The 24,264-nt window shown below is 55.6% G+C and carries 34 protein-coding genes; 7 read left to right on the top strand and 27 right to left on the bottom strand.

Annotation, left to right across the window (positions count from 1 at the left end; translation table 11 throughout):
- Positions 1–358 precede the first annotated feature (358 nt).
- Positions 359–2,650 (top strand): penicillin-binding protein 1A, encoded by a 2,292-nt coding sequence (locus RCH09_RS05405; RefSeq protein WP_326940023.1) that lies wholly within the window; start codon positions 359–361, stop codon positions 2,648–2,650.
- A 17-nt stretch (positions 2,651–2,667) separates the two neighbouring features.
- Here RCH09_RS05405 and cyaY read toward each other — a convergent pair whose 3' ends face one another.
- The gene (gene cyaY / locus RCH09_RS05400; protein WP_326940022.1) at positions 2,668–3,009 is read right to left on the bottom strand and encodes an iron donor protein CyaY; all 342 of its coding nucleotides are present in this window, start codon (positions 3,007–3,009) and stop codon (positions 2,668–2,670) included.
- Positions 3,010–3,027: 18 nt separating this feature from the next.
- Here cyaY and lptM point away from each other — a divergent pair, with 18 nt between their 5' ends.
- Positions 3,028–3,240 carry an LPS translocon maturation chaperone LptM gene (gene lptM, locus RCH09_RS19695; RefSeq protein WP_442785004.1) on the top strand — a complete coding sequence of 71 codons (213 nt, stop codon included), beginning with the start codon at positions 3,028–3,030 and terminating at the stop codon, positions 3,238–3,240.
- A 10-nt stretch (positions 3,241–3,250) separates the two neighbouring features.
- Complete coding sequence (gene lysA, locus RCH09_RS05395) at positions 3,251–4,534, top strand: diaminopimelate decarboxylase (protein ID WP_326940021.1); 1,284 nt, start codon at positions 3,251–3,253, stop codon at positions 4,532–4,534.
- A gap of 9 nt (positions 4,535–4,543) precedes the next feature.
- Here the strand turns inward: lysA and RCH09_RS05390 are convergent, their stop codons facing one another.
- Together RCH09_RS05390 and RCH09_RS05385 are read right to left on the bottom strand one after the other, a co-directional pair.
- Complete coding sequence (locus RCH09_RS05390; RefSeq protein ID WP_326940020.1) at positions 4,544–5,146, bottom strand: 1-acyl-sn-glycerol-3-phosphate acyltransferase; 603 nt, start codon at positions 5,144–5,146, stop codon at positions 4,544–4,546.
- Between the two features lie 79 nt (positions 5,147–5,225).
- Positions 5,226–5,885 (bottom strand): c-type cytochrome, encoded by a 660-nt coding sequence (locus RCH09_RS05385; protein WP_326940019.1) that lies wholly within the window; start codon positions 5,883–5,885, stop codon positions 5,226–5,228.
- Between the two features lie 174 nt (positions 5,886–6,059).
- On the opposite strand from RCH09_RS05385, the gene yihA reads away from it, so the two are divergent.
- The 4 genes from yihA to RCH09_RS05365 all read left to right on the top strand — a co-directional run bounded on the left by yihA (position 6,060) and on the right by RCH09_RS05365 (position 10,373).
- Positions 6,060–6,767 (top strand): ribosome biogenesis GTP-binding protein YihA/YsxC, encoded by a 708-nt coding sequence (gene yihA / locus RCH09_RS05380; RefSeq protein ID WP_326940018.1) that lies wholly within the window; start codon positions 6,060–6,062, stop codon positions 6,765–6,767.
- A 209-nt stretch (positions 6,768–6,976) separates the two neighbouring features.
- Positions 6,977–7,990 carry a porphobilinogen synthase gene (gene hemB / locus RCH09_RS05375; RefSeq protein ID WP_326940017.1) on the top strand — a complete coding sequence of 338 codons (1,014 nt, stop codon included), beginning with the start codon at positions 6,977–6,979 and terminating at the stop codon, positions 7,988–7,990.
- Between the two features lie 48 nt (positions 7,991–8,038).
- Positions 8,039–9,298, top strand: a complete 1,260-nt coding sequence (locus tag RCH09_RS05370) for a sterol desaturase family protein (RefSeq protein ID WP_326940016.1) — start codon at positions 8,039–8,041, stop codon at positions 9,296–9,298.
- Positions 9,276–10,373: a magnesium transporter CorA family protein gene (locus RCH09_RS05365; protein ID WP_326940015.1), complete on the top strand. Its 1,098-nt coding sequence runs from the start codon at positions 9,276–9,278 to the stop codon at positions 10,371–10,373. Before RCH09_RS05370 ends, RCH09_RS05365 begins: the two co-directional genes overlap by 23 nt.
- 41 nt (positions 10,374–10,414) lie before the next feature.
- Here RCH09_RS05365 and RCH09_RS05360 read toward each other — a convergent pair whose 3' ends face one another.
- The 24 genes from RCH09_RS05360 to rpsC form a co-directional block, all read right to left on the bottom strand.
- A complete protein-coding gene (locus RCH09_RS05360; RefSeq protein ID WP_326940014.1) occupies positions 10,415–11,053 on the bottom strand; it encodes a peroxiredoxin in 639 nt (212 codons plus the stop codon).
- Positions 11,054–11,159: 106 nt separating this feature from the next.
- On the bottom strand, positions 11,160–12,890 hold the full coding sequence (gene dsbD / locus RCH09_RS05355) for a protein-disulfide reductase DsbD (protein ID WP_326940064.1): 1,731 nt from the start codon (positions 12,888–12,890) through the stop codon (positions 11,160–11,162).
- Between the two features lie 353 nt (positions 12,891–13,243).
- Positions 13,244–13,639 (bottom strand): 50S ribosomal protein L17, encoded by a 396-nt coding sequence (gene rplQ, locus RCH09_RS05350; protein ID WP_326940013.1) that lies wholly within the window; start codon positions 13,637–13,639, stop codon positions 13,244–13,246.
- Positions 13,640–13,787: 148 nt separating this feature from the next.
- A complete protein-coding gene (locus tag RCH09_RS05345) occupies positions 13,788–14,765 on the bottom strand; it encodes a DNA-directed RNA polymerase subunit alpha (protein WP_326940012.1) in 978 nt (325 codons plus the stop codon).
- Positions 14,766–14,862: 97 nt separating this feature from the next.
- A complete protein-coding gene (gene rpsD / locus RCH09_RS05340; RefSeq protein ID WP_326940011.1) occupies positions 14,863–15,486 on the bottom strand; it encodes a 30S ribosomal protein S4 in 624 nt (207 codons plus the stop codon).
- Positions 15,487–15,637: 151 nt separating this feature from the next.
- On the bottom strand, positions 15,638–16,042 hold the full coding sequence (gene rpsK, locus RCH09_RS05335) for a 30S ribosomal protein S11 (RefSeq protein WP_326940010.1): 405 nt from the start codon (positions 16,040–16,042) through the stop codon (positions 15,638–15,640).
- 40 nt (positions 16,043–16,082) lie between these two features.
- Positions 16,083–16,448 (bottom strand): 30S ribosomal protein S13, encoded by a 366-nt coding sequence (rpsM, locus tag RCH09_RS05330; RefSeq protein ID WP_326940009.1) that lies wholly within the window; start codon positions 16,446–16,448, stop codon positions 16,083–16,085.
- A gap of 27 nt (positions 16,449–16,475) precedes the next feature.
- The gene (gene rpmJ / locus RCH09_RS05325; RefSeq protein ID WP_326940008.1) at positions 16,476–16,589 is read right to left on the bottom strand and encodes a 50S ribosomal protein L36; all 114 of its coding nucleotides are present in this window, start codon (positions 16,587–16,589) and stop codon (positions 16,476–16,478) included.
- A gap of 39 nt (positions 16,590–16,628) precedes the next feature.
- Positions 16,629–16,847, bottom strand: coding sequence for a translation initiation factor IF-1 (infA, locus tag RCH09_RS05320; RefSeq protein WP_005663428.1), 219 nt, complete (start codon positions 16,845–16,847; stop codon positions 16,629–16,631).
- Between the two features lie 25 nt (positions 16,848–16,872).
- Positions 16,873–18,204: a preprotein translocase subunit SecY gene (gene secY, locus RCH09_RS05315; RefSeq protein WP_326940063.1), complete on the bottom strand. Its 1,332-nt coding sequence runs from the start codon at positions 18,202–18,204 to the stop codon at positions 16,873–16,875.
- A 25-nt stretch (positions 18,205–18,229) separates the two neighbouring features.
- Complete coding sequence (gene rplO / locus RCH09_RS05310; protein WP_326940006.1) at positions 18,230–18,661, bottom strand: 50S ribosomal protein L15; 432 nt, start codon at positions 18,659–18,661, stop codon at positions 18,230–18,232.
- A gap of 27 nt (positions 18,662–18,688) precedes the next feature.
- Positions 18,689–18,868, bottom strand: a complete 180-nt coding sequence (gene rpmD / locus RCH09_RS05305; RefSeq protein ID WP_326940005.1) for a 50S ribosomal protein L30 — start codon at positions 18,866–18,868, stop codon at positions 18,689–18,691.
- Positions 18,869–18,878: 10 nt separating this feature from the next.
- Entirely contained in the window at positions 18,879–19,397 is a 519-nt protein-coding gene (gene rpsE / locus RCH09_RS05300; protein ID WP_326940004.1) for a 30S ribosomal protein S5, read from the bottom strand.
- Positions 19,398–19,409: 12 nt separating this feature from the next.
- Positions 19,410–19,772, bottom strand: coding sequence for a 50S ribosomal protein L18 (gene rplR, locus RCH09_RS05295; RefSeq protein WP_326940003.1), 363 nt, complete (start codon positions 19,770–19,772; stop codon positions 19,410–19,412).
- A gap of 12 nt (positions 19,773–19,784) precedes the next feature.
- The gene (gene rplF / locus RCH09_RS05290) at positions 19,785–20,318 is read right to left on the bottom strand and encodes a 50S ribosomal protein L6 (protein WP_326940002.1); all 534 of its coding nucleotides are present in this window, start codon (positions 20,316–20,318) and stop codon (positions 19,785–19,787) included.
- Between the two features lie 10 nt (positions 20,319–20,328).
- The gene (gene rpsH / locus RCH09_RS05285; protein WP_326940001.1) at positions 20,329–20,724 is read right to left on the bottom strand and encodes a 30S ribosomal protein S8; all 396 of its coding nucleotides are present in this window, start codon (positions 20,722–20,724) and stop codon (positions 20,329–20,331) included.
- 14 nt (positions 20,725–20,738) lie between these two features.
- Entirely contained in the window at positions 20,739–21,044 is a 306-nt protein-coding gene (rpsN, locus tag RCH09_RS05280; RefSeq protein ID WP_326940000.1) for a 30S ribosomal protein S14, read from the bottom strand.
- A gap of 7 nt (positions 21,045–21,051) precedes the next feature.
- Positions 21,052–21,591 (bottom strand): 50S ribosomal protein L5, encoded by a 540-nt coding sequence (gene rplE / locus RCH09_RS05275; protein ID WP_326939999.1) that lies wholly within the window; start codon positions 21,589–21,591, stop codon positions 21,052–21,054.
- 5 nt (positions 21,592–21,596) lie between these two features.
- Entirely contained in the window at positions 21,597–21,911 is a 315-nt protein-coding gene (rplX, locus tag RCH09_RS05270) for a 50S ribosomal protein L24 (RefSeq protein ID WP_326939998.1), read from the bottom strand.
- A 9-nt stretch (positions 21,912–21,920) separates the two neighbouring features.
- Positions 21,921–22,289 (bottom strand): 50S ribosomal protein L14, encoded by a 369-nt coding sequence (gene rplN / locus RCH09_RS05265; protein WP_009665817.1) that lies wholly within the window; start codon positions 22,287–22,289, stop codon positions 21,921–21,923.
- A gap of 210 nt (positions 22,290–22,499) precedes the next feature.
- Entirely contained in the window at positions 22,500–22,775 is a 276-nt protein-coding gene (rpsQ, locus tag RCH09_RS05260; protein ID WP_326939997.1) for a 30S ribosomal protein S17, read from the bottom strand.
- Entirely contained in the window at positions 22,775–22,966 is a 192-nt protein-coding gene (rpmC, locus tag RCH09_RS05255) for a 50S ribosomal protein L29 (RefSeq protein ID WP_326939996.1), read from the bottom strand. Before rpmC ends, rpsQ begins: the two co-directional genes overlap by 1 nt.
- 11 nt (positions 22,967–22,977) lie before the next feature.
- Positions 22,978–23,397: a 50S ribosomal protein L16 gene (rplP, locus tag RCH09_RS05250; protein ID WP_133330579.1), complete on the bottom strand. Its 420-nt coding sequence runs from the start codon at positions 23,395–23,397 to the stop codon at positions 22,978–22,980.
- Positions 23,398–23,399: 2 nt separating this feature from the next.
- Positions 23,400–24,260 (bottom strand): 30S ribosomal protein S3, encoded by an 861-nt coding sequence (gene rpsC, locus RCH09_RS05245; protein WP_326939995.1) that lies wholly within the window; start codon positions 24,258–24,260, stop codon positions 23,400–23,402.
- Between the last annotated feature and the right edge of the window lie 4 nt (positions 24,261–24,264).

The following is a 24,264-nucleotide window of genomic DNA, read 5'->3' as shown; positions in this document are numbered from 1 at the left end:
ATGATGTGGGCAGGCCAATAAACGGCTTGTCGAACTGTTAAATTTGTTGGCGGTTTGTAAAAATTCTGTTTAAAAACCTGCGCTTAGATGACATTTGTAAAACGGCACATTAAATCGTAGCAATAAGCCGCAGAAAGTGTAAAGAGATTTCCGAAAAGTAATTTGCAAACGCGTTGCCAAAATCCCACGACACAAAAAGACACAGTGTGTGCCGCACGCATTTTTGTGCGTAATCCGATCCCTCCAGCAGCTGCCTATATAATGCTGCGGTCAACGACCTTCCCCACCCAGCATGGCCACTAAAAATTCGCCTGATGTCGCAGCGCCCCGCTCCGAACCATCCCGCCCTGCTTCGAGCATGCTCAAACGCGCACTGATCGGCATGGCGATCGTGTTCGTCGGTCTGATCCTGGCCACCATACTGATTATCGGGTTTACCCTGGCGCTGGCGTATCCCAAGTTGCCGCCGCTGGATTCGCTGACGGACTACCGCCCGAAAATCCCGCTGCGCATTTTTTCTGCGGACAATGTCCTGCTGGGCGAATTTGGCGAGGAAAGACGCAATCTGGTGCGTATCAACGATATTCCGGACATCATGAAGAAAGCCGTCCTGGCCATCGAGGATGACCGCTTCTACGAACACGGCGGCATCGACTACCTTGGCATCGCGCGCGCGGCACTACACAACCTTGCTGGGGGCGCCCGTCAGGGCGCGTCGACCATTACCCAGCAGGTCGCCCGCAATTTCTTCCTCTCCAGCGAGCAGACGCTCAAGCGCAAGGCATACGAAGTCCTGCTGGCATGGAAAATCGAACAGAACCTGACCAAGGACCAGATTCTTGAGGTGTATCTCAATCAGATTTATCTGGGCCAGCACGCCTACGGATTTTCGTCCGCCGCGCAAATTTATTTCGGCAAGAAGCTGCCCGAATTGACGATTGCGGAGTCGGCGATGCTGGCGGGCTTGCCGAAGGCTCCGTCGGCGTACAACCCGGTGGTCAATCCGAAGCGCGCCAAAGCGCGCCAGCAATATATCCTGCAACGCATGCACCAGTTGGGCTACATCACCGACGTGCAATTCAAGGAAGCCCAGCAGGAAGAGCTGAAGATAAAGACCGACACCACGGAGTTCGGGGTGCACGCTGAATATGTCGCCGAAATGACGCGCCAGCTGGTCTACGAGCAATTCAAGGAAGACACCTACACGCGCGGCTTGAGCGTCTTCACGACGATTACCAAGGCCGATCAGGATGCCGCTTATCTGGCGCTGCGGCGGGGCGTGATGGACTATGAAAAACGGCATGGCTACCGCGGCCCGGAGGGTTACATGGAGATTCCCGCCGCCAAGGATGAAGCCGACGATGCCATTGAAGTCGAGCTGGCCGATCATCCGGACAGCGACGACATCGTCGCTGCGGTCGTGCTGGAAGCAACGCCAAAGCTCGTGCGCGCTGTACTGGCCTCCGGCGAAGAGGTATCAATCACCGGTCCGGGCCTGATCTTCGCGACCAATCTGCTCAGCGACAAGGCGCCGCCAAACCGTCGCGTCAAACGTGGCGCCATCATCCGCATCGCGCAGGAAGGGCGCGTCTGGAGCATTACGCAGATGCCCGAAGTGGAGTCGGCGTTCGTGTCGGCGAGTACGGAAGACGGCGCCATCCGCGCGCTAATTGGCGGCTTCGACTTCAATCGCAATAAATTCAATCATGTCACCCAGGCCTGGCGTCAGCCCGGCTCGTCGTTCAAGCCCTTCATCTACTCGGCATCGCTGGAAAAGGGCTTGTCGCCGTCGACGATCATCAACGATGCGCCGATCAGCTTCGATGCCGGCCAGACCGGTGGCCAGGCATGGGAACCGAAGAACTACGACGGGAAATATGAAGGGCCGATGTCGATGCGCAAGGGTTTGACGAAATCCAAGAACATGATTTCGGTTCGCATCCTGCACAAGATAGGCGCCAAATACGGACAGGAATACACCACCCGTTTCGGCTTCGATGCCGACAAGAACCCGCCCTACCTCACCCTCGCGCTCGGCGCCGGCGCCGTGACGCCGCTGCAAATGGCCGGCGCTTACGCCGTGTTCGCCAACGGCGGTTATAAAGTCAGTCCCTATCTGATTTCCCGCATCGTCGACAACGATGGCAGGGTTCTGTCGAAAGCCATTCCGGACAAATCGAACGACGAAGCCAACCGCGTGATCGATGTGCGCAATGCGTTTTTGATGGACAACATGCTCAAGGACGTTGTCAAGTACGGCACCGCCACCAAGGCACTGATCCTCAAGCGCAGCGACATCGCTGGAAAAACCGGCACGACCAACGATTCGTTCGACGCCTGGTTTGCGGGCTACCAGCAAAAACTGGTCGGCATTGCGTGGATCGGTTTCGACCAACCAAAAAATCTCGGTAACAAGGAGACCGGCGGCGGCCTGGCGCTGCCGATCTGGATTGGTTACATGCAGAAGGTACTCAAGGATGTCCCGATCGACGAACGCCCGGTTCCGGCCGGAATCATCACGGCCAATGGCGAATTCTATTACGCAGAAAATCCGCCGGGAGTAGGTGTAGGAAGCTTGGGCGTGAGCGAAAATCCGGCCAGCCCCGATGCGGAGAAAACCCGCGATGAGGTCAAGAACGAGTTGTTCTGACCTGACGCAAAAAGAAGTTAGCTGGATTGATCCGACAAAACGACCGCGGCCCCACCCTGCTGGCTGACCATCGCCGACAGCGCCGCGAACAGTTCCGTACCGTCGCGCGTGTTACGCCATTGGGCGCCGTCATGACGGTAGTGAAATCCGCCCGACTTCGCCGCCACCCACATCTCGCACATGGGGGCCTGGCTGTTGACGATAATCTTTGAACCGTTGTCGACAAATTCAATTTCCAGTACGTTGCCGCTGCGGCTGCATTCGACGTCTACCGCGTCGGTCATCGCAGCGCGGTCCAGCGCAGCCTCGATGGCATCCAGCGCGGCTTCGGCCAGCGCCAGGAATTCGGATTCCGTCATGTTAAACTCCCTTGAACAATGCAAACCGAGATTCTAAACGTGAAGCGTCACCCACCCCTGTTCCGCCTGCTGGTTTTGTTTCATACCGTTGTCCTTGGACTGGCCCTTGCAGGTTGCGGCCAACGCGGCCCGCTGCGCCTGCCGGTCCGGCCACCAGACCCGTCCACGCTGAACGCACCGGCCGCACCGATCGCCAAGCCGGCCGAAACGCCCGATTCCCCTTCCCGATAAGCGCCACGCCATGTCCGATTTTTCGTATCAACACGGCGCCTTGTGCGCCGAAAATTTGTCACTGGCCACCATCGCCGATGAGTTCGGCACGCCCGCCTACGTGTACTCCAGAGCCGCGATCACGCGCGGCTACATGGCCTATGCCGATGCCTGCCGCGATGCCGGCCGTGATGCCGGAACGGCGCTGGTCTGTTATTCGGTCAAATCGAATTCCAATCTCGCGGTGCTGCATCTGCTGGCGCAGCTGGGCTCCGGTTTCGACATCGTCTCGGGGGGCGAATTACTGCGCGTTCTGGCTGCCGGAGGAAATCCCGGCAAGATCATTTTTTCGGGCGTCGGCAAAACCCGCGCGGAGATGCAGCTCGCCCTGTCGCACGGGATCGCCTGCTTCAATGTCGAATCGGTCTCCGAGCTGCACCGGCTCAACCGGGTTGCCGGCGACATGGGTGTAGTCGCCCCCATTTCACTTCGGGTGAATCCGAATGTCGATGCGAAAACCCATCCGTACATTTCGACCGGGCTGAAGGAAAACAAATTCGGCGTCGCATTTGACGATGCACTGGCGACCTACCGCACGGCGGCCGCCTTGCCGCATCTTCGCGTTACTGGCATTGACTGCCATATCGGCTCGCAGTTGCTCGACGACGCGCCCTTGCTGGAAGCACTCGACAAGCTCATCGAGCTCATCGACCAGCTCGCCGCAGAGGGCATCGTGATTGCGCATCTGGATATCGGCGGCGGCCTGGGCATCGATTACGAGGCCGAGCAACCGGTGGCGGTCGGCGCCTACCTTGGACGCCTGTTCGCCAGAATTGATGCATGGCGGGTCGCACGCTGGCAGGGAGCGCCAGTCAAGGTGCTGTTCGAGCCTGGGCGATCGATCGTCGGCAATGCCGGCGTACTGCTGACACGGATCGAATATTTGAAACCAGGCAGTGAAAAGAATTTCGCCATCGTCGACGCCGCCATGAATGATCTGATGCGCCCGGCGATGTATCAGGCATGGCACGGGGTCGAGGCAGTGCTGCCGCGTTCGGGCACTACGGCAACGTACGACGTGGTCGGCCCGGTGTGTGAATCCGGCGACTGGCTGGCACGTTCACGGGCACTGTGCGTCGAAGAAGGTGACCTGCTGGCCATCATGTCGGCGGGTGCCTATGGCATGACGATGGCATCGAACTACAACACGCGCGGACGGGCAGTTGAAGTCCTGGTGGACGGAAACGTCAGCCACCTGATCCGGGAGCGCGAACTTCCAGAGCAGTTGTTCGCGCTGGAAAAAATCATTTCCTGAGCGCGCGGATCACCAGCTGATCGGTGATTCGCATTCGCGTCGATGGCCATGACGCCCGCGATATGCATCGGCCACCATGCGGCGATCGGTTTCAGCGTTGCCCGACAGTTGCAATACGGTGGTGGCAAAGACAGTGCGCGTCGCGTAATCGATGCTCACGGCGAGGATCGGCAATTCAGCCGTCAGCGCAAGGTGATAAAACCCACTGCGCCAGTGATCCCGATATTGGCGCGTGCCCTCCGGCGCCAGCGCCAACCAGTACCACGGCGCTGCCTGGATGCGCCGGGCCAGCCGTTCAATGCTTCCGCTTGCGGCGCCGCGCTCGATCGGCTCGCCACCCCAGGCCCGCAATATCGGTGCGAACAACCTGCCAACGGGCCCGGTAAACAGCGATGCCTTGCCGATCCAGTGCAGCGGCAGGCCAATCGCCCACTTGGCCAGCAAGCCGATCGGAAAATCCCAGTTCGAGGTGTGCGGATACACGATGATCAACCCGCGCGGCCCCGGTAGCGGTGCAAACCTTACCTTCCAGCCAACCCATCCCAGCAAACGCACCGCAACACGCCGGCGCGTCGAATCAACATTGTCTGGCGTTAGCAAATGATCCGTCATGGTCAGGCCTGGTTATTCTCAACATGCAAAAAGGGTGGCCGCAGCCACCCTCTCGTTCAATTCACGTTCCGATGCGGCGTTATTTGAGGCCGGCGATGTAGTCGGCGACAGCCTGCATTTCGTCGTCAGACAACCGTTTTGCAATAGCCGTCATCTGGACGCTGTTCTTGCGCGCGCCGCTACGGAAATTGGTCAACTGTGCCACGGTATATTCCTGGTGTTGCCCACTCAATCGAGCAAACTGCGCCGGGATGCCGGCACCGTTCGGACCGTGACAGGCAGCGCATGCCGGCACGTTCTTCTCGGCGATTCCGCCGCGGTAAATCTTCTTGCCGAGTTCGACGATGTCCTTGTTCTTCGCCGCGCCCTGCTTGGCAGGCTGTGCATTGAGATAGGCAGCGATGTTTTTGACTTCATCGGCCGTCAATGCCTTGGCAATCGTGGTCATGATCGCGTTGTTGCGATCCGGCCCCTTGAAATTGTTAAGCTGCTTGGCCAGATAGGCCTCGTGCTGACCGGCCAGCTTCGGATTCTGCGCGATTGCGGAGTTTCCTGCCGCGCCATGACAGGCTACGCATGCCGTGATGTTGCGAGTCGGATCGCCATTGGTAAAAAGCGCTTCGCCTTTCGCCAGATCGGCTTTGGCTGGCTTGGCTTCTTCAGCGGCATGCGCCATCGAAGCAAACGTCAATGCCGCGACACACAGTGACTTCAATACGGGATAGAAAACTCGGTTCATTCAAACACCCTGAGACTTGATTTTAAAATTCTGCCCTGATGGCGTTCGCGCGATCACTGTGGCGCGGATCCTGTTCTGCATAATGTTGAGGCAATGCCTCGTCCATGCATAGCAGCGTATTGTACAATAGCTTGCTGGCATTTTCGCCCTTCCCACCGCATTTTCTGTCCACCTATGTCCCAACTTTGGCAAGCCCGTTTTTTCACCACGGTGAATCACCTCCGTGATTTGCCAACAACGCAAGTGCCAGAAATCGCGTTTGCCGGCCGCTCCAACGCGGGCAAATCAACCGCGATCAATATCCTGTGCAATCAAAAGAAGCTCGCATTTGCCTCGAAGACACCCGGGCGTACACAACACATCAACTATTTCTCGATCGGCGGCGCGCAGATCAATCAGCACCGCAAGGACGAAACCAAGGTCGACGAGATTCGGGCGCTGCTCGTCGACTTGCCAGGCTATGGCTATGCGGAGGTCTCGGGTTCGGCCAAGCTGCACTGGCAGGAGCTGCTGGGTGATTACGTGCAACGCCGCGAACAGCTCGCCGCGCTGGTGCTGATCATCGACGTGCGCCGGCCATTCACGGATCTGGATATTCAAATGCTGGAGTGGTTCGCGCCGACCGGCAAGCCGATTCACTGCATCCTGACCAAGGCCGACAAGCTCAACCGCAATGACGCGACGAACGCGTTGCGCGTCGCGCGCAGCGTGTTGGCCAGCTACACGGATGACGAAGGAAAACCCTTCCCGTTTACCGCACAACTGTTTTCGGCCTTGAAACGAACCGGTCTCGAAGAAGCCGATGCACGCATTTCAGCACTGGTGGGCCTGACGCCGCCACTGGCGCCGACGGCCGAAGCGCCCGCCGACACGGCAAATTAGGGACGAAAAAAAACCCTGGAGAAAGGGGAATAACTCCAGGGCATGAACGCCTTATCGCAAGTTGTACGATACGGCCCCGCTCAGGGAGGAGAAGCGGGAGGTGAAATACATCACCTGCTGCTATGAGAGCGTGATTCTCAATTAGTTCCGGCCCCTCCGCGAAGATATACTGCGCCTAACCTGACTGCTTTTAACCCGGTAACGCAATCATGACAAACATTCTGAAACCCCGCCAATTTCCTGCCGTTCGCATGCGCCGTATGCGCAAGGATGCCTTTTCGCGGGCGATGATGCGCGAGCATGTACTGACCGCATCCGATCTGATCTATCCGGTTTTCATTCAGGAGGGCCGCAACCAGCGCGAGAAGATTGCCTCGATGCCAGGGGTCGAGCGACTGTCGATCGATGAGCTTCTTGGCGTGGCCGAAGAATGCGTCGCGCTGGGCATTCCCGCCCTGGCGCTTTTCCCGGTCATAAACAATTCCCTAAAAACACCAGACGGCATCGAGGCGACCAATCCCGATGGACTGATCCCGCGCGCGGTCAAGGAATTGAAGCGGCGTTACCCTGAATTGGGCATCATGACCGATGTCGCGCTCGACCCCTACACCAGTCATGGCCAGGATGGCGTGATCAACGCCGACGGCTACGTACTCAACGATGAAACCTGCGAGCTGCTGGTTCGCCAGGCGCTCACCCAGGCAACCGCCGGCGTCGATATCGTGGCGCCATCCGACATGATGGATGGCCGCATTGGCGCGATCCGCATGGCGCTGGAGGCAAACCAATTCATTCATACGCGCATCATGGCGTACTCCGCCAAATTCGCCTCGGCGTTTTATGGTCCTTTCCGCGACGCGGTGGGCTCGAGCGCCAATCTGGGCAAGAGCAACAAGGCAACCTATCAGATTGATCCGTCCAACAGCGACGAGGCACTGCGGGAAGTCGGACTCGATCTGGACGAGGGTGCTGACATGGTCATGGTCAAGCCCGGCATGCCCTATCTGGATATTGTCCGTCGCGTCAAGGATGAATTCAAGGTGCCGACGTTCGCCTATCAGGTCAGCGGTGAATACGCGATGATCAAGGCGGCTTCCGAAAATGGCTGGCTGGATCATGACAAGGTCATGATGGAAGCGATGATCGCGTTCAAGCGTGCCGGCGCCGACGGCGTGTTGACCTATTTTGCGCTGGACGTTGCACGACGCCTGAAGCTCGGGTAACGCAGTCTGAATTGAAAATGACCGGCCAAGCCGGCGCGGAGACACCCGATGCAAGAGAAAGTCATCACACTGGCGACCCCGGTGTTCTTCCTGCTGATCTTTGCAGAATTACTTATCGGGCACCTGCGCGGACGGACCGGCTATCGCGCCAATGATGCGATCAACAGCATCAGCCTCGGTGTCATGAGCCAGGTCTCCGGAGCGTTCTTCAAGATTTTTCAGGTCGGCATTTATGCCTGGATGGTCGCCCATATCGCGTTGTTCAACCTGTCTCCCACGAGTGTGTGGGTCTGGGTGCTGGGCCTGTTGCTCTACGATTTCTGTTATTACTGGCTGCACCGGATGGGGCATGAAGTCAACGTGCTCTGGGCCGCGCATGTGGTGCACCATCAAAGTGAAGCGTACAACCTGTCGACAGCATTGCGGCAAACCAGCACCGGCGCGTTCTTGTCCTGGATCTTTTATTTGCCATTGGCACTCATCGGCGTTCCGGTCGAGGTGTTCATTGTCATCGCCCTGATCGATTTACTGTATCAATTCTGGGTCCATACCGAACAGATTGGCAGGCTCGGCTGGTTTGATCGCGTATTCGTGTCGCCTTCGAATCACCGCGCCCATCACGGCGTCAACGACATCTACCTCGACAAGAATTATGGCGGCATCCTGATCCTGTGGGATCGATGGTTCGGCACCTTCGTTGAAGAACACGTCGATGAGCCGGTGGTTTACGGAACACGCAGTCCACTACGCAGCTGGAATCCGCTGATCGCGAATCTGGACGTGTATCGCTCGCTCTGGTTCGATGCATGGCACGCGAGCCGCTTCCTGGACAAGCTCAAGGTCTGGGTGGCGCGACCGGGCTGGAGGCCGGCCGATGTGGCGGCACGCTGGCCAGGCGCCGCTTTCGATATCCGCCGCGAAGTGTTTCATCCACCGTTATCAACCGCGTCGCTGGCTTATTGTCTGATGCAGTTCAGTCTGCTGCTGTTGGTGACAACGCATTTTCTTGCAGCGCACGCAACCTTATCGATGCCCCTCACGCTTCTGTATGCCGGCTGGCTGATCGGAGGCCTCTGGATTGTGGGCGGACTGATGCAACAGGAATCGTCGCACTATCGCCTGCTCGAAAGTTTGCGACTGGTTGCGACGGCTGCGGCGATCCTGTCGACGCAGGCGTGGTTCGGCGGTGTGCCGCTGACGCCCTCCTATCAGGTCGTCATCGTTGCGTGGTGCGTCGCCTCACTGGCCATGACGTGGAAATTATTTAACCTGCACAGAAAAGTACATGGACATCTTCCAGATCACTGAACACAGTGTGACCCCGTGCGTAGTGGGCACGACCGGGCTGCCGGCGAAAGGATTCGTATGGATTGACGCCAGGCTCGATGAGATAGCTGCCGATCCGGATGCATGGCGAAACGAAATCGAACGCATTACCGGCGTTGCCATTTACGACCTGCACATGACGGATGCGATGAACCTGCTGCACCCATCCTATTTTGACTCGACGCATGATTATGAAATGGTGGTTTTCCGCAAGCTTTCGCTCGCCGCCACCCTTGATGGCGCCGCTTCAACGTCGCCCCCGGAGCCGAGCCGGGCGACCAGAAAAATACCGGCAGCGCTGATCGATCTGCTGACGCAACCGGTCACCTTTTTCGTCACCGATCGCGTCCTGATTACGGTGCACGGTGATCAGAGCCGGACCATCGACGCGGCCCGTACGCGCATGCTTGAATATCGTCAGAACCTTAACGGCGGCAGTCACAGCATGCACCTGCCGGCCTCGCCACAGGAATTGATGCTGCGCCTGCTCAACGCCATGGTGGATCAATACCTCGCCCTGCGCCAGCCGCTGACCGACCAGATCGATCGCTGGCAGCGCGCCCTGCTCGACGCACAGCGGCCCTTCAAGGACTGGATGGCGCTGCTTGACGCGCGCATCGCCTTGCGCAAACTGGACCATCTGTGTGAAGAACAGCACGACGCCCTGCAGGAATTGCGGGATCACTTTGTCGACAGCGTACGTCAGGGCGAAGACGACCGCGCCAAGGACCTGCTGCTGGTGCGTGTCAATGATGTGATTGAACATGTGGCGCGCGTTCTCGGGCACGCGCGGCGCCTTGAGTCGTCCATTGAATCAGCCGTGCAGATTCACTTTTCGGCGATGTCGCACCGGACCAGCGAGATCGTCCGCACCCTGACCGTAATCACCGCGTTGTTCATGCCGTTGACGCTGATCACCGGGATTTTCGGCATGAATTTCCAGGTCATGCCGCTGTTGACCAATCCGCAGGGCTTTTGGCTGACGATGGGCAGCATGGCAGTGATTGTGATCGGCTTGCTGCTGTTTTTCCGCCGCAAACATTATCTCGACGAGTAACCGGGCAGACACAGCCACGTTCTGCATTTACCCGGGCAAGGTTACTTGTTCGGCTGCGGCGTGATGCGCAAGTAAGGCTTGGCGGCGACGTAGCCCTTCGGGTATTTTTGCTTGATGACCGCCTCATCCTGAATCGACAGGGGAATGATCACATCATCGCCATCGCGCCAATTTCCCGGCGTCGCGACGGTATAGGCATCGGTGAGCTGAAGTGCGTCAATCACGCGTAACACTTCGTCGAAATTACGGCCGGTGCTCATTGGATACGTAATCATCAGGCGCACCTTTTTGCGAGGATCGATCACGAACAGTGAACGCACTGTCATGGTCTCCGACTGGTTCGGATGAATCATGTCGTACAGTTCCGCGACCGACTTGTCGGCATCGGCAATGATGGGAAATCCCACCACAGTGTGCTGGGTTTGCTCGATGTCCTTGATCCATTGCAGATGTTTATCCGCCGCATCAACCGATAGCGCAATTGCCTTGACATTGCGCTTGTCGAATTCGGGCTTGAGCTTGGCAGTCAGGCCAAGTTCTGTGGTGCAGACCGGGGTAAAGTCGGCGGGATGCGAAAACAGCACCACCCACGCGTCGCCAGCCCATTCGTGGAACTTGATCCTTCCGATTGAACTGTCTTGTTCGAAATCGGGGGCGGTATCGCCTAAACGCAGTGTCATAGCTGTCTCCCTGATGAAAAGAAGTCAACTATAGCTTTGCCAAAGGGATCGCTCAACGATTTTTCCCCTCTATGCAAATAACCGCCGACCGATCAATTGATACGGGTCAAAGATCGCCAATCACACTTAGCGACTGAGCGAATTTGTCAGGCGGCTGATAGCCGATGACCCGCGCATTGGCTAATTCACTTCCTTGCTTGAAAAACAGGATCCCTGGCGGTCCGAACAAATGAAATCGTTTCAACAGGGCCTTGTCGTCCGCATTGTTCGCCGTTACGTCCGCTTGCAGCACAACCATGCGGTCAAGGCTGGCGCGTATGGCTTGCGCTGTGAACGTCAGTTTCTCCATTTCCTTGCAGGAGACACACCAGTCCGCATAGAAATCGAGCATGACCACCTTGCCAGGGTTATTGCGCAAGGCCAGGTCGAGTTCCACGCTTGATTTGACGCGCGTAAAAGTGAGCGGCGGGGATCGTGACGAAGATAGATGCCCGAGTGGCTCCAGGACATCCCGCCCTCCCGTTGCCACGCCGACCAGTTCCAACAGGCCGACAGCGGCGAAGCCAATACCCAACGCCTTGCCCACCCACCCAGTTCGCGTGGCAAATAACAGGTATGCCCCGTAACCGAGCGCGAGCCCCATCCAGGCCAGCATTTGCAGCGCGAGCGGCAGTATCGGCGTCACCATCCACAGCGCCACCGCGAGCATCAGCACGCCAAAGAAGCGCTTTACCTCCGCCATCCAGGCGCCGGCGCGCGGCAGCAAGGCGCCGGCAGAAATTCCAACGAGCAGAAGTGGCACACTCATGCCAGCGGCCATCGCGAACAGTGCCGAGCCACCTAGCGTGACGTCGCGCGTCTGGCTGATGTAAACCAATGCACCCGCCAACGGTGCGGCCACGCAGGGCCCGACGATCAATGCCGACAGCGAACCCATCGCAAACACACCCAGTAGTTTTCCGGGGCGTTGCTGACCGGAGGTTGTCATCAGCCGCTCCTGCACGAACGCGGGCATTTGCAACTGGTACACGTCAAACATCGACAGCGCCAATCCAACCATCAACAGTGCGAATCCTCCCAGGATCCACGGATTCTGCAGCGTTGCAGCAAGCCCTTCACCGATTAGGCCGGCAGCAATACCGAGCGCGGTGTACACAATCGCCATCCCCAACGCATAGTTGAGTGACAGGATGAAGCCCCGCGTGCGTCCCACCGTGGCTCCCTCACCCACGATGATGGCAGACAAAATCGGCACCATCGGCAAGACACACGGCGTAAACGAGAGCCCCAGTCCCAGCAGAAAGAACAACGGCAGGATTAGAAGCAGGCGCCCGCTGCGCAAAACAGTCTCAATGCGTCCTGTGTCGTCCGATGCCGCCGCTCCGGTTCGCGGAAAATCGGCAGATGGGCCCGAATTCGAAGCAGATTGCAGAGGTGCCGCCAAGGCTGTTGTCGAGAGTATCGCTTTGCTCTCCTGTGGCGCATAGCACAGGCCCGCGTCCGCGCAACCTTGCCCAATCGCGGTGAGGGTAAAGCTGCCGTTGGCGTCGACCGGAACCTCGATCATCACGCTGCCGCGGTAGGTCTCGACGTTACGCTGGAAGGTTTTGTCAAACTTCATCAACGGCGCCGGAAAATTCGGGACGCCCGCACTTCCACTATCGACCTTGAAGCTGAAGCGCTCACGGTACATGTAATACCCATCCGCGATCCGGTAGGTCACTATTGCGAGCTTTGGCGTTGTCATCACGGCCGAAAACTGAAAGGCGCGCTCGGGCTCGAGGTAATCATCCCCAGCTCTTGCGGCTGTGCTCACAATGCCGAGGCCCAGAATCATTGCCAGGATAATGACGAAATCGTGCAGGCTACGGCGTAATGAATGTTTGAACATTGAGGTTTTTCCGGATAGTCGAACGAAGCCGCATGTGGACACAGCCAGCACGCGCACATCTTGCCACATCAACCTGGCGAACGCTTTGGGCGCATGGCCGGGCACGGCCGATGCCGCAATACGCTTTTCACTTGCGCTGCTGTTGGTCACGCGAGCACCTTGGTCCTGACAGATTTTTGATCGCTGCCTCAACAGCCTGAGCAAAGAAGCCATTTCCTCAGGCCGGGACAAAATGGCAGTTGCGGCCAGAAACGAAAAAGCCAGGCATCGCCTGGCTTTATAGCTAACTGCTCAAGCAGTTATTCTGCTTCGTCGACTTCAACTGCTTCCGTGTCAGTCGGACGATCCAACAGCTCGATGTAAGCCATCGGTGCATTGTCACCAACGCGGAAGCCCATTTTCAGGATACGCAAGTAACCACCATTGCGATTCGCGTAGCGCGGACCCAGCTCGGCGAACAGCTTGACGACCATTTCGCGGTCGCGCAGTCGGTTGAACGCGAGGCGCTTGTTGGCCAGCGTGTCGGTTTTGCCCAGGGTCAGGATTGGCTCGATGACCCGACGCAATTCCTTGGCTTTCGGTACCGTTGTTTTGATGGCCTCATGGCGCAACAGGGAAACGGTCATGTTGCGGAGCATGGCGAGGCGATGTGACGACGTGCGATTTAATTTACGAAGACCGTGACGATGACGCATGGTGATACCTTTCAGTGTTTAATATTAATCCAGCTCTTCGATCGGCATCCGAAAATAGACGCCGCGGGCCGGTATGTGTGAAATTCTGGGTTGATGACAGCACCAAAACGAGGCCAGAATTATGGGCCACGTTCAGGCAAACAGCTACTTATTTTTCCAAACCGGCAGGTGGCCAGTTTTCCAGCTTCATACCGAGCGTCAAACCACGCGATGCAAGCACTTCCTTGATTTCGTTGAGCGATTTCCGGCCCAGATTTGGCGTCTTCAACAGCTCATTCTCGCTGCGTTGAATCAGATCGCCGATGTAATAGATATTTTCGGCTTTCAGGCAGTTCGCCGACCGGACCGTCAACTCAAGATCATCGACCGGACGCAACAGGATAGGATCCACCGACGGTGCACGGGAAGGTGCCTCTGCGGTTGCTTCTGTTCCCTCGAGCGCGGCAAACACGTTCAGCTGGTCAACGAGTACGCGGGCCGACTGACGAATCGCCTCTTCCGGCGTAATCACGCCGTTTGTCTCGATGTTGATGATCAACTTGTCGAGGTCGGTACGCTGTTCGACGCGCGCAGACTCAACAAAGTACGACACCCGACGAACCGGCGAAAAGGATGCATCAAGAATGATGCGGCCAATGGTCTTGTTGGCATCCTCAGCCAACCGACGCACATTACCAGGAACATAACCACGGCCCTTTTCGACCTTGATCTGCATGTCCAGCTTGCCGCCAGCAGTCAGATGCGCAATGACGTGGTCCGGATTGATCAGTTCGACGTCATGCGGCAAGTCGATATCGGAAGCAAGGACGGCGCCTTCGCCGTCCTTTTTCAGGGTCAGCGTGACTTCGTCGCGATTGTGCAACTTGAAGACGACACCTTTCAGGTTCAACAACATGTCGACGACGTCTTCCTGCACGCCATCCAGCGACGAATATTCATGTACGACACCGGCGATTGTTACTTCGGTCGGTGCGTATCCCACCATCGATGACAACAGCACGCGGCGAAGAGCATTGCCCAGCGTATGGCCATAGCCACGCTCGAACGGCTCCATGACAACCTTGGCGTGCCCGGCACCCAATGCTTCGACTTCGATAATACGTGGCTTCAACAAACTGTTTTGCATGAAATGTCCTCTTCAATACCCTCGGCTCATTACACCGATAAGGCTGATGGCATTACGAAAAATGCCCATCGGAGACCGATGGGCAGCGATGCGAATATTAACGGGAATACAGTTCGACGATCAGCGATTCATTGACGTCGGCGGCGATCTCGCTGCGATCCGGCAGGGATTTCAGAATCCCTTCCATCTTCTTCGGATCAACGGATACCCATGACGGCATGCCAATCTGCTCGGCAAGTGACAGTGCCTCGACAATGCGCACCTGTTTCATTGCCTTTTCACGGACGGCGACGACATCACCAGCCTTGACCTGATACGACGCAATGTTGACAACGATACCGTTGACAGTGAATGCCTTGTGCGAAACCAGCTGACGGCCTTCAGCGCGAGTTGAACCAAAACCCATGCGATAAACCACGTTGTCGAGACGCCCCTCAAGCAGCTTGAGCAGGGTTTCGCCGGTATTACCCTTGCGACGATCCGCCTCAGCGAAATAGCGGCGGAACTGACGTTCCATCACGCCGTACATCCGCTTTACTTTTTGCTTCTCGCGGAGCTGGTTACCATAGTCAGATGTCCGCGCACCAGAAGTGCGACCGTGCTGACCTGGCTTCGAATCCAGTTTGCACTTTGAATCGAGGGACCGACGTGCGCTCTTAAGAAAGAGGTCAGTGCCTTCGCGACGGGATAGCTTTGCCTTAGGGCCAATATAACGTGCCACGTGAATTTCCTTTATGTCATGACGTAACCCGCAAACCCCTCGGGATTTGCCGAAACGCTAGTCCGATCTACCTGCGATCAAACGGTGGGCTTAAGAACAAAACCCGCCAAGGCGACTGGCGGGCAACAGCAAATGCGACAACAGCATCGCCTCAAATACGACGGCGCTTCGGCGGACGGCAACCGTTGTGCGGCACAGGCGTGACATCTTGAATCTCGGTGATCTTGATACCCAGATTGTTCAATGCGCGCACAGCCGACTCGCGACCAGGACCTGGGCCCTTGATTCGCACTTCAAGATTCTTCACGCCGCACTCAACCGCCACTTTACCTGCAGCTTCAGCCGCTACCTGTGCTGCAAACGGTGTCGATTTACGCGAACCCTTGAAGCCGGCACCGCCGGACGTTGCCCATGAAAGCGCATTGCCCTGGCGATCGGTGATCGTGATGATCGTGTTATTGAAGGAAGCGTGAATATGCGCAATCCCCTCAGCAACGTTCTTTTTAACTTTTTTACGAACGCGCGCCGCAGCGGCGTTGTTTGGGGCTTTTGCCATAATTATTTCCTTGAATCCATCAAATCAAGCAGATGCTTGATTATTTTTTCAACGACTGCGCTGCTTTACGTGGGCCCTTGCGAGTCCGCGCATTCGTACGGGTGCGCTGACCACGGCATGGCAAACCTTTACGATGGCGCAGACCGCGGTAGCAGCCCAAATCCATCAAACGCTTGATGTTCATGGAAACTTCGCGACGCAGATCGCCTTCAACGACAAACTTTGCGATTTCATCGCGCAGTTTTTCGAGTTCGCTATCGTCAAGATCTTTGATCTTCTTTGTCGACAAAACGCCGGTCGTGGTGCAGATTTTCTCTGCACGCGGACGCCCAACACCATAAATTGCTGTCAAGCCAATTACGGTGTGCTGATGATTTGGGATATTGACCCCTGCTATACGTGCCATTCGTTATTCCTCAATCAATAACGTTAATTAACCTTGACGCTGTTTATGGCGCGGTGTGATGCAAATGACACGAACAACGCCCTTGCGCTTGATGATCTTGCAGTTGCGGCAGATCTGCTTGATTGATGCGAGCACCTTCATGTTTGCCCTCTTTCTCTCTGTTCTAAATTCAATTAAACGCTATTTGGTTCGGAATACGATACGAGCCCGACTCAAATCATACGGTGTCAATTCGACGGTAACCTTGTCTCCTGGGAGAATACGAATGTAGTTCATCCGCATTTTCCCGGAAATGTGCCCGAGAACGACATGTCCATTTTCCAACTTGACTCTAAATGTAGCATTCGGGAGATTCTCAAGAATCTCACCCTGCATTTGTATAACGTCGTCTTTTGCCATTCGGTTTGCTCGGTCTCCTGGGCGCTTAGCGAGTCGGAATTCCGCCCTTGAAATTCGCTTTACGAAGCAACGATTCGTATTGCTGCGACATGACGTAGTTTTGAACCTGCGCCATAAAATCCATCGTCACTACGACAATGATCAGAAGTGATGTTCCACCAAAATAGAACGGAACCTTGTACTTGGCGACCAGAAACTCGGGCAACAGGCAAACAAGCGTAATGTAGACCGCGCCAGCCAATGTCAGTCTGGTCAAAATTCTATCGATATAACGTGCCGTCTGATCACCAGGCCGAATTCCCGGTACGAAGGCTCCGCTCTTTTTCAGGTTGTCGGCAGTCTCTTTGCTGTTGAAAACCAGCGCTGTGTAAAAAAAGCAGAAAAAGACAATCGCAACTGCATACAAGAGCGCATGGATCGGCTCACCTGGAGCCAACGATGCCGACAGGTCCTTCAAGAATCGGACGAACGGGTTTGTCGTATCCCCGGCAGTAAACCAACTCGTTATCGTGGCCGGAAAAAGAATGATCGACGACGCAAAGATCGGAGGGATTACACCGGCCATATTCAGCTTCAACGGCAGATGACTGCTCTGCCCACCATAGATCTTGTTCCCTACCTGACGCTTGGCGTAATTCACCAAAATCTTGCGCTGACCACGTTCAATGAAGACAACAATGTAGGTAACAGCCGCAACAATCACGCAGATGAAGATAGCAGACAAGGCATTCATCGAACCGTTACGAACAAGTTCAAAGAGCCCGCCGAGTGCAGTTGGCAGCCCGGCCGCAATACCGGCAAAAATGATAATCGAAATACCGTTACCAAGTCCGCGTTCGGTAATCTGCTCACCCAGCCACATCAAAAACATTGTTCCTGTCACAAGGGTCACGACGCAGGTGAACCTGAACGCCAAGCCCGGATCGAGAACAAGTCCAGCCTGCGACTCGAGCGCAACCGCAATTCCCAACGCCTGAAACAGCGCCAACAAAAGCGTACCGTACCTGGTGTATTGCGTAATTTTGCGACGACCTGATTCGCCTTCTTTTTTTAATGCCTCGAGCTGAGGAGAAACGATGGACATCAACTGCATGATGATAGAGGCAGAGATGTACGGCATGATCCCCAAAGCAAACACGGTAAACCGCGACAGAGCACCACCTGAGAACATATTAAACATTCCCAGAATGCCACCCTGGTTTTGCTTGAACAACTGCGACAACTGCAACGGGTCAATTCCAGGCACCGGGATGTGCGCACCGATACGATAAACGACAAGTGCCGCAAGCAAAAACCACAACCTGCCCCAAGGAAATCCACTTGAGGTATTTTTCGCAGCCTGAGGACCTGTTGCCAATTCGCGCTCCAATTAATCCGAGACGTTAAGCGACTGAGCCGCCAGCGGCTTCAATAGCAGCTTTTGCGCCCTTGGTGACGATCAAGCCCTTCAATGAAACCTTTTTGGTGAGCTCACCCGACAGAATCACGCGGACAACACGTGCGAGTTCGGAGATCACGCCAGCTTGTTTCAGTGCCAGGATATCGACATCCAGAACTGGCAACTTCTCCAGATCGGACAGTCGGACTTCCGCCTTGTAAGGCGTCGCAAGGGACTTGAATCCGCGCTTCGGCAGGCGCCGCTGCAGTGGCATCTGTCCGCCCTCGAAGCCAACCTTGTGGAATCCACCAGCACGGGACTTCTGTCCCTTGTGCCCACGACCGGCAGTCTTACCGATGCCAGAACCAATACCGCGGCCAACACGACGCTTGTAGTGCTTTGCACCGTCAGCTGGTTGAATATTATTCAATTCCATAATTTTTCCTATCCGCGAGCCAAAGGCTTACGAAATGACTTTTACTAGATACGAAACTTTATTAATCATGCCGCGTACCGATGGCGTGTCTTCAAGTTCCGAAACCGAATCAATTCCACGCAAACCAAGGCCGCGAACCGTTGCACGATGTGTCTCGCGCGTACCGATCAAACCCTTGACCAACGTCACTTTTACTGTCTTTGCCATTTCGCTCACCTTAGCTCAGAATTTCTTCGACCGACTTGCCGCGCTTCGCCGCGATGTCAGACTCAGTATTCAATTTGGCCAAGCCGTCCAGCGTAGCCCGAACCATGTTGTATGGGTTTGTTGAACCGGTCGATTTGGCAACCACGTTCGTCACACCCATGACTTCGAAAATCGCGCGCATCGGGCCACCTGCGATCACGCCTGTACCGTCTTTTGCCGGCATCATCAGCACCGATGACGCACCGTGTTTGCCGGTCACGGCGTGCGGAAGCGTACCGTTCTTTACCGGAACCTTAACCAGGTTGCGGCGCGCTTCTTCCATTGCTTTCTGCACTGCGACTGGAACTTCCTTCGACTTGCCCTTGCCCATACCGATGCGACCATCGCCATCACCGACGACTGCCAACGCTGCGAAACCCATGATACGACCACCCTTGACCACTTTGGTCACACGGTTAACCGCGATCATTTTTTCGCGCATGCCATCGTCTGGCTTTTCCGTTTGCATCTTGGATTGCATTTTTGCCATGATGATTCTTCCTTAGAACTTCAGACCAGCTTCACGCGCCGCTTCGGCTACTGCCTTGACACGCCCATGGTAACGAAAACCGGAGCGGTCAAAAGCGACTTCGGCGATTCCAGCCTTGAGAGCCTTCTCGGCAACGCGCTTGCCAACCAGTGCGGCCGCTGCAGCATTGCCGCCCTTGCCGGACTGACCAGCAAGTTCAAGTCGAACTTCCGCTTCCAACGTAGACGCAGAAGCAAGAACGGTTGCGTCCGGGCCGATAATCGTCGCGTAAATGTGCAAATTGGTACGATGCACCGCGAGACGGGTAACCTTTAACTCTGCGATCTTGGCACGGGTTTGGCGTGACCGGCGCAGACGTGATTGTTTCTTATCCATCGTCAACCTCTATTACTTCTTCTTGGTTTCTTTAATGACTACCACTTCGCCCGAATAACGGACGCCCTTGCCTTTATAGGGCTCAGGTGGGCGATAGGCTCGAACTTCAGCGGCTACTTGGCCTACGCTCTGACGGTTGATACCCTTGATCAGGATCTCGGTCGGCGTTGGCGTCTCGCATTTCACACCCTCAGGCATCTGATGCACAACTGGATGCGAAAAGCCAAGGGACAGGTTCAACTTGTCTCCTTGTGCCTGAGCCTTGTAGCCCACGCCAACCAAATTGAGCTTTTTCTCAAAGCCCTTGGTAACGCCCTCAACCATATTGTTCACCAACGCGCGCAGCGTACCGGACATCGCGTTGGCCTCGCGGCTGTCATTGGCAACCGAAAATTTCAACATTCCGTTTTCATTGACCACCAGCACCAAGCCAGTAAGCGCCTGGGTCAATGTCCCCATTGGGCCCTTGATGGAGATCCATTTATCGGAAATCGTCGCCTCGGCGCCGCTTGGCAGCGCGACCGGCATTTTACCTACTCGTGACATCTTGCACTCCTTAGGCGACGTAACAAATAACTTCGCCACCGACACCGGTTGCGCGCGCTTTGCGGTCTGTCATCACACCTTTTGGCGTGGAGACGATCGCCACACCCAAGCCGTTCATGACGTTAGGAATATCATCCTTGCCTTTGTAGATGCGCAATCCTGGACGGGATACACGCTCCAGGCGCTCAATTACAGGACGACCTGCGTAATACTTCAAACCGATTTTCAGTTCCGCTTTGCCACCAGCCTCGGTGACAGCGAAATCTTCAATGTAACCCTCGTCCTTCAGGACATCGGCAATTGCAATCTTGACCTTGGACGACGGCATCGAAACCGTGGTCTTCTGCACAACCTGCGCATTGCGGATACGGGTCAGCATATCGGCGATAGGATCGCTCATACTCATTGCATATTCTCCTATTACCAGCTTGCTTTTGTCATTCCGGGAACTTCGCCACGCATGGCGACTTCACGGAGTTTGATACGGCCCAGACCGAACTTGCGGAAAGTGCCACGTGGGCGACCAGTCAATGCGCAACGATTACGTTGCCGAGTCGGAGCAGAGTTGCGAGGCAGAGCCTGCAACTTCAGGCGCGCTTCATAACGCTCCTCTTCCGACTTCGATTGGTCATCAATGATTGCCTTCAACGCAGCACGCTTCGGGGCAAATTTCTTTACCAGGTCAGCACGCTTTTGTTCGCGGTTAATCAATGCCAGTTTTGCCATGGCAACCTCAGTTTCTAAACGGGAATTTAAATGCGGCGAGTAGCGCTTTCGCTTCTTCGTCGGTCTTCGCGGTCGTGGTGATACTGATATTCAGACCACGCAACACGTCAATCTTGTCGTATTCAATCTCGGGGAAAATGATTTGCTCTTTCACACCGATATTGTAATTTCCACGACCGTCAAATGCCCGGCCCGACACTCCGCGGAAGTCACGAACCCGTGGAAGGGCAACGGTCACGAAACGATCAAGGAACTCGTACATGTGTGCACCGCGCAACGTCACCATGCATCCAATCGGATAGCCCTCACGGATTTTGAATCCAGCGATTGCCTTCCTTGCCTTGGTAACCACAGGCTTTTGGCCTGCAATTTTTGTCAGGTCGCCAACAGCGTGCTCGATAATTTTCTTGTCGGCGATTGCCTCAGAAAGACCCATATTCAGGGTGATCTTCAGAATGCGCGGCACTTCCATTACCGACTTGTAAGAAAATTTCGCCGTCAAATCAGCGACAATTTTCTCTTTATAAATCTCTTGTAAACGGGCCATGATCTTTAAACCTTCACCGCTGCGCCACTGGACTTGAAAACGCGAACCAAACTACCGTCCACAGTCTTGAAGCCAACACGATCAGCTTTGCCAGTTGCCGCATTAAACAGCGCAACGTTCGATACATGAATCGGCATCAGCTTGTCAACGATGCCACCTGTCGTGCCCGTCATTGGGTTAGGCTTGGTCGCTTTTTTGGCAACATTCACGCCATCGACCAAGACATGCTCGCCATCAACGCGCTGCAAGACCAAGCCTCGCTTGCCTTTGTCTTTGCCAGCCAACACGATAACTTCATCGTTTTTCTTAATCTTATCCATCGTTACTCCTTACAAAACTTCAGGAGCAAGGGACACGATTTTCATGAAGCGCTCAGTGCGCAGCTCACGTGTCACAGGCCCAAAAATACGCGTGCCGATCGGCTCGAGCTTGGCGTTCAAAAGCACAGCAGCGTTGGTATCAAACTTGACCAACGAACCATCCTGGCGCCGAACACCCTTTGCCGTGCGAACTACGACTGCATTGTAGATTTCGCCCTTCTTTACGCGGCCTCGGGGCGCAGCAACCTTGACGGTAACTTTGATGACGTCGCCAATCCCCGCATAGCGGCGCTTGGAACCGCCTAACACCTTGATGCACATAACTTCGCGCGCACCAGTGTTGTCAGCTACTTCTAGCCGGCTTTCTGTTTGAATCATAATTTTTCTTTCCCAACTTAACCCGCTCACGCCGCACGATGCGACATCACGGTTAGTCTTGGTCCCGCCAGAACCGCCTTGCGACGCTACTGATTGGGTGGACGATTTCCAAAACCTTGAACTTGCTTCGCCAGCATAATCAAGTGTTGAACTTGATGTGCGGCGAAGCCATGCATTATGGCACCTATGTGCCGACCTTACAACAGCAATTTAAACTATTTGCGCGGCTTGCACGACGCGGGTCACGGTCCAGGCTTTCGTCTTCGAAATAGGACGGCCTTCCTGAATTTCCACCGTATCACCGGTCTTTGCTTGATTGGACTCATTGTGCGCGTGGTATTTGTTCGAACGCATGATGATCTTGCCGTACAGAGGATGCTTGACGTGACGCTCAATCAATACCGTGACGGTTTTGTCCATCTTGTCGGACACCACTTTTCCAATCAGCGTGCGCTTGAGCGGCGCTTGTTTCACTGGATCGTTCATTATTTGGCGTCCTTCGAGTTCATAACAGTTTTTACACGAGCGATATCGCGACGAACCTTCTTCAACTGGGACGTATTGCTCAATTGCTGGGTCGCGATTTGCATGCGTAGCCCGAACTGGGCGCGCAGCAATTCGTTCAATTCCTTGGTCAAAGCCGCTTGGTCCTTGCCTTGGAGTTCAGATGTTTTCATATTCACTCCTCTTATTGGCCGACTTGACGAACAACAAATGTAGTCAGCAGTGGCAACTTGGCAGCCGCAAGACGGAACGCCTCACGAGCCAACGCCTCATCAACGCCATCCATCTCATACAACATTTTACCTGGCTGAATCTCGGCAACGTAATACTCAGGATTACCTTTACCGTTACCCATCCGAACTTCGGCCGGCTTTTGGGAAATTGGCTTGTCCGGGAAAATACGGATCCAGATCCGACCACCGCGTTTGATATGACGAGTCATTGCGCGCCGGGCAGCTTCGATCTGGCGTGCAGTGATACGACCACGACCAATTGCCTTGAGGCCAAATTCGCCGAATGAAACGGCCGTGCCGCGGGAATGCGAGATCCCCTTGTTGCGGCCCTTTTGTTCCTTGCGGTACTTTCTGCGTGCTGGTTGCAGCATGATTATTCTCCTGCTTTCTCAGCCTGAACCGGCGCTGCAACATCGGCAGTACCATCTGGCTTCTTGGCGGCACGTACGCGCTTGGCGGCACTTGGCCCACCAGGAGCAGCCGCACTTGGTTGACCCTCAGGGCGAGCAGTCCGTGGACGTGTGTTTGGCTTGCCGTCATCCCGGCGTGGCGCGCGACGCTTCTTATCGTCATCCGACGCCACATCGATCATTGGTGCTTCACCATTGGCCAAACGATCGCCCTTGTAAACCCACACCTTGATGCCGATGATGCCGTATGTCGTCAATGCCTCACCGAAACCATAATCAATATCGGCGCGAAGGGTATGAAGTGGAACGCGGCCTTCGCGATACCATTCCTTACGAGCAATCTCAATACCATTCAAGCGACCCGATGACATGATCTTGATGCCTTGGGCGCCAAGACGCATGGCATTTTGCATGGCACGCTTCATCGCACGGCGGAACATGATGCGCTTCTCGAGCTGCTGAGCGATCGAGTCTGCAATCAATTGTGCATCGGTTTCGGGCTTGCGGATTTCTTCGATGTTGACGTGCACGGGCACGCCCATCATCTTGGCAAGTGCGGTCTTCAGCACTTCGATGTCCTCGCCCTTTTTGCCAATTACAACGCCTGGACGGGAGCTGTAAATGGTGATGCGTGCGTTTTTCGCAGGACGCTCGATCACCACGCGACCGACTGAAGCGTTCTTCAGTTTGGTCTTGAGGTAGGCGCGAACCTTCAAATCTTCAATCAGCATCGTCGCGAAGTTTGCATTACCTGCATACCAACGTGAGCCCCAATTGCGTGTGACGGATAAACGGAATCCAGTCGGATGTATCTTCTGTCCCATCGTG

The organism is Actimicrobium sp. GrIS 1.19, assembly GCF_035984655.1.
Classification (GTDB): domain Bacteria; phylum Pseudomonadota; class Gammaproteobacteria; order Burkholderiales; family Burkholderiaceae_D; genus Actimicrobium.
Note: the sequence above shows the minus strand (reverse complement) of the source record. Positions and strands in the feature narration are given on the sequence as shown.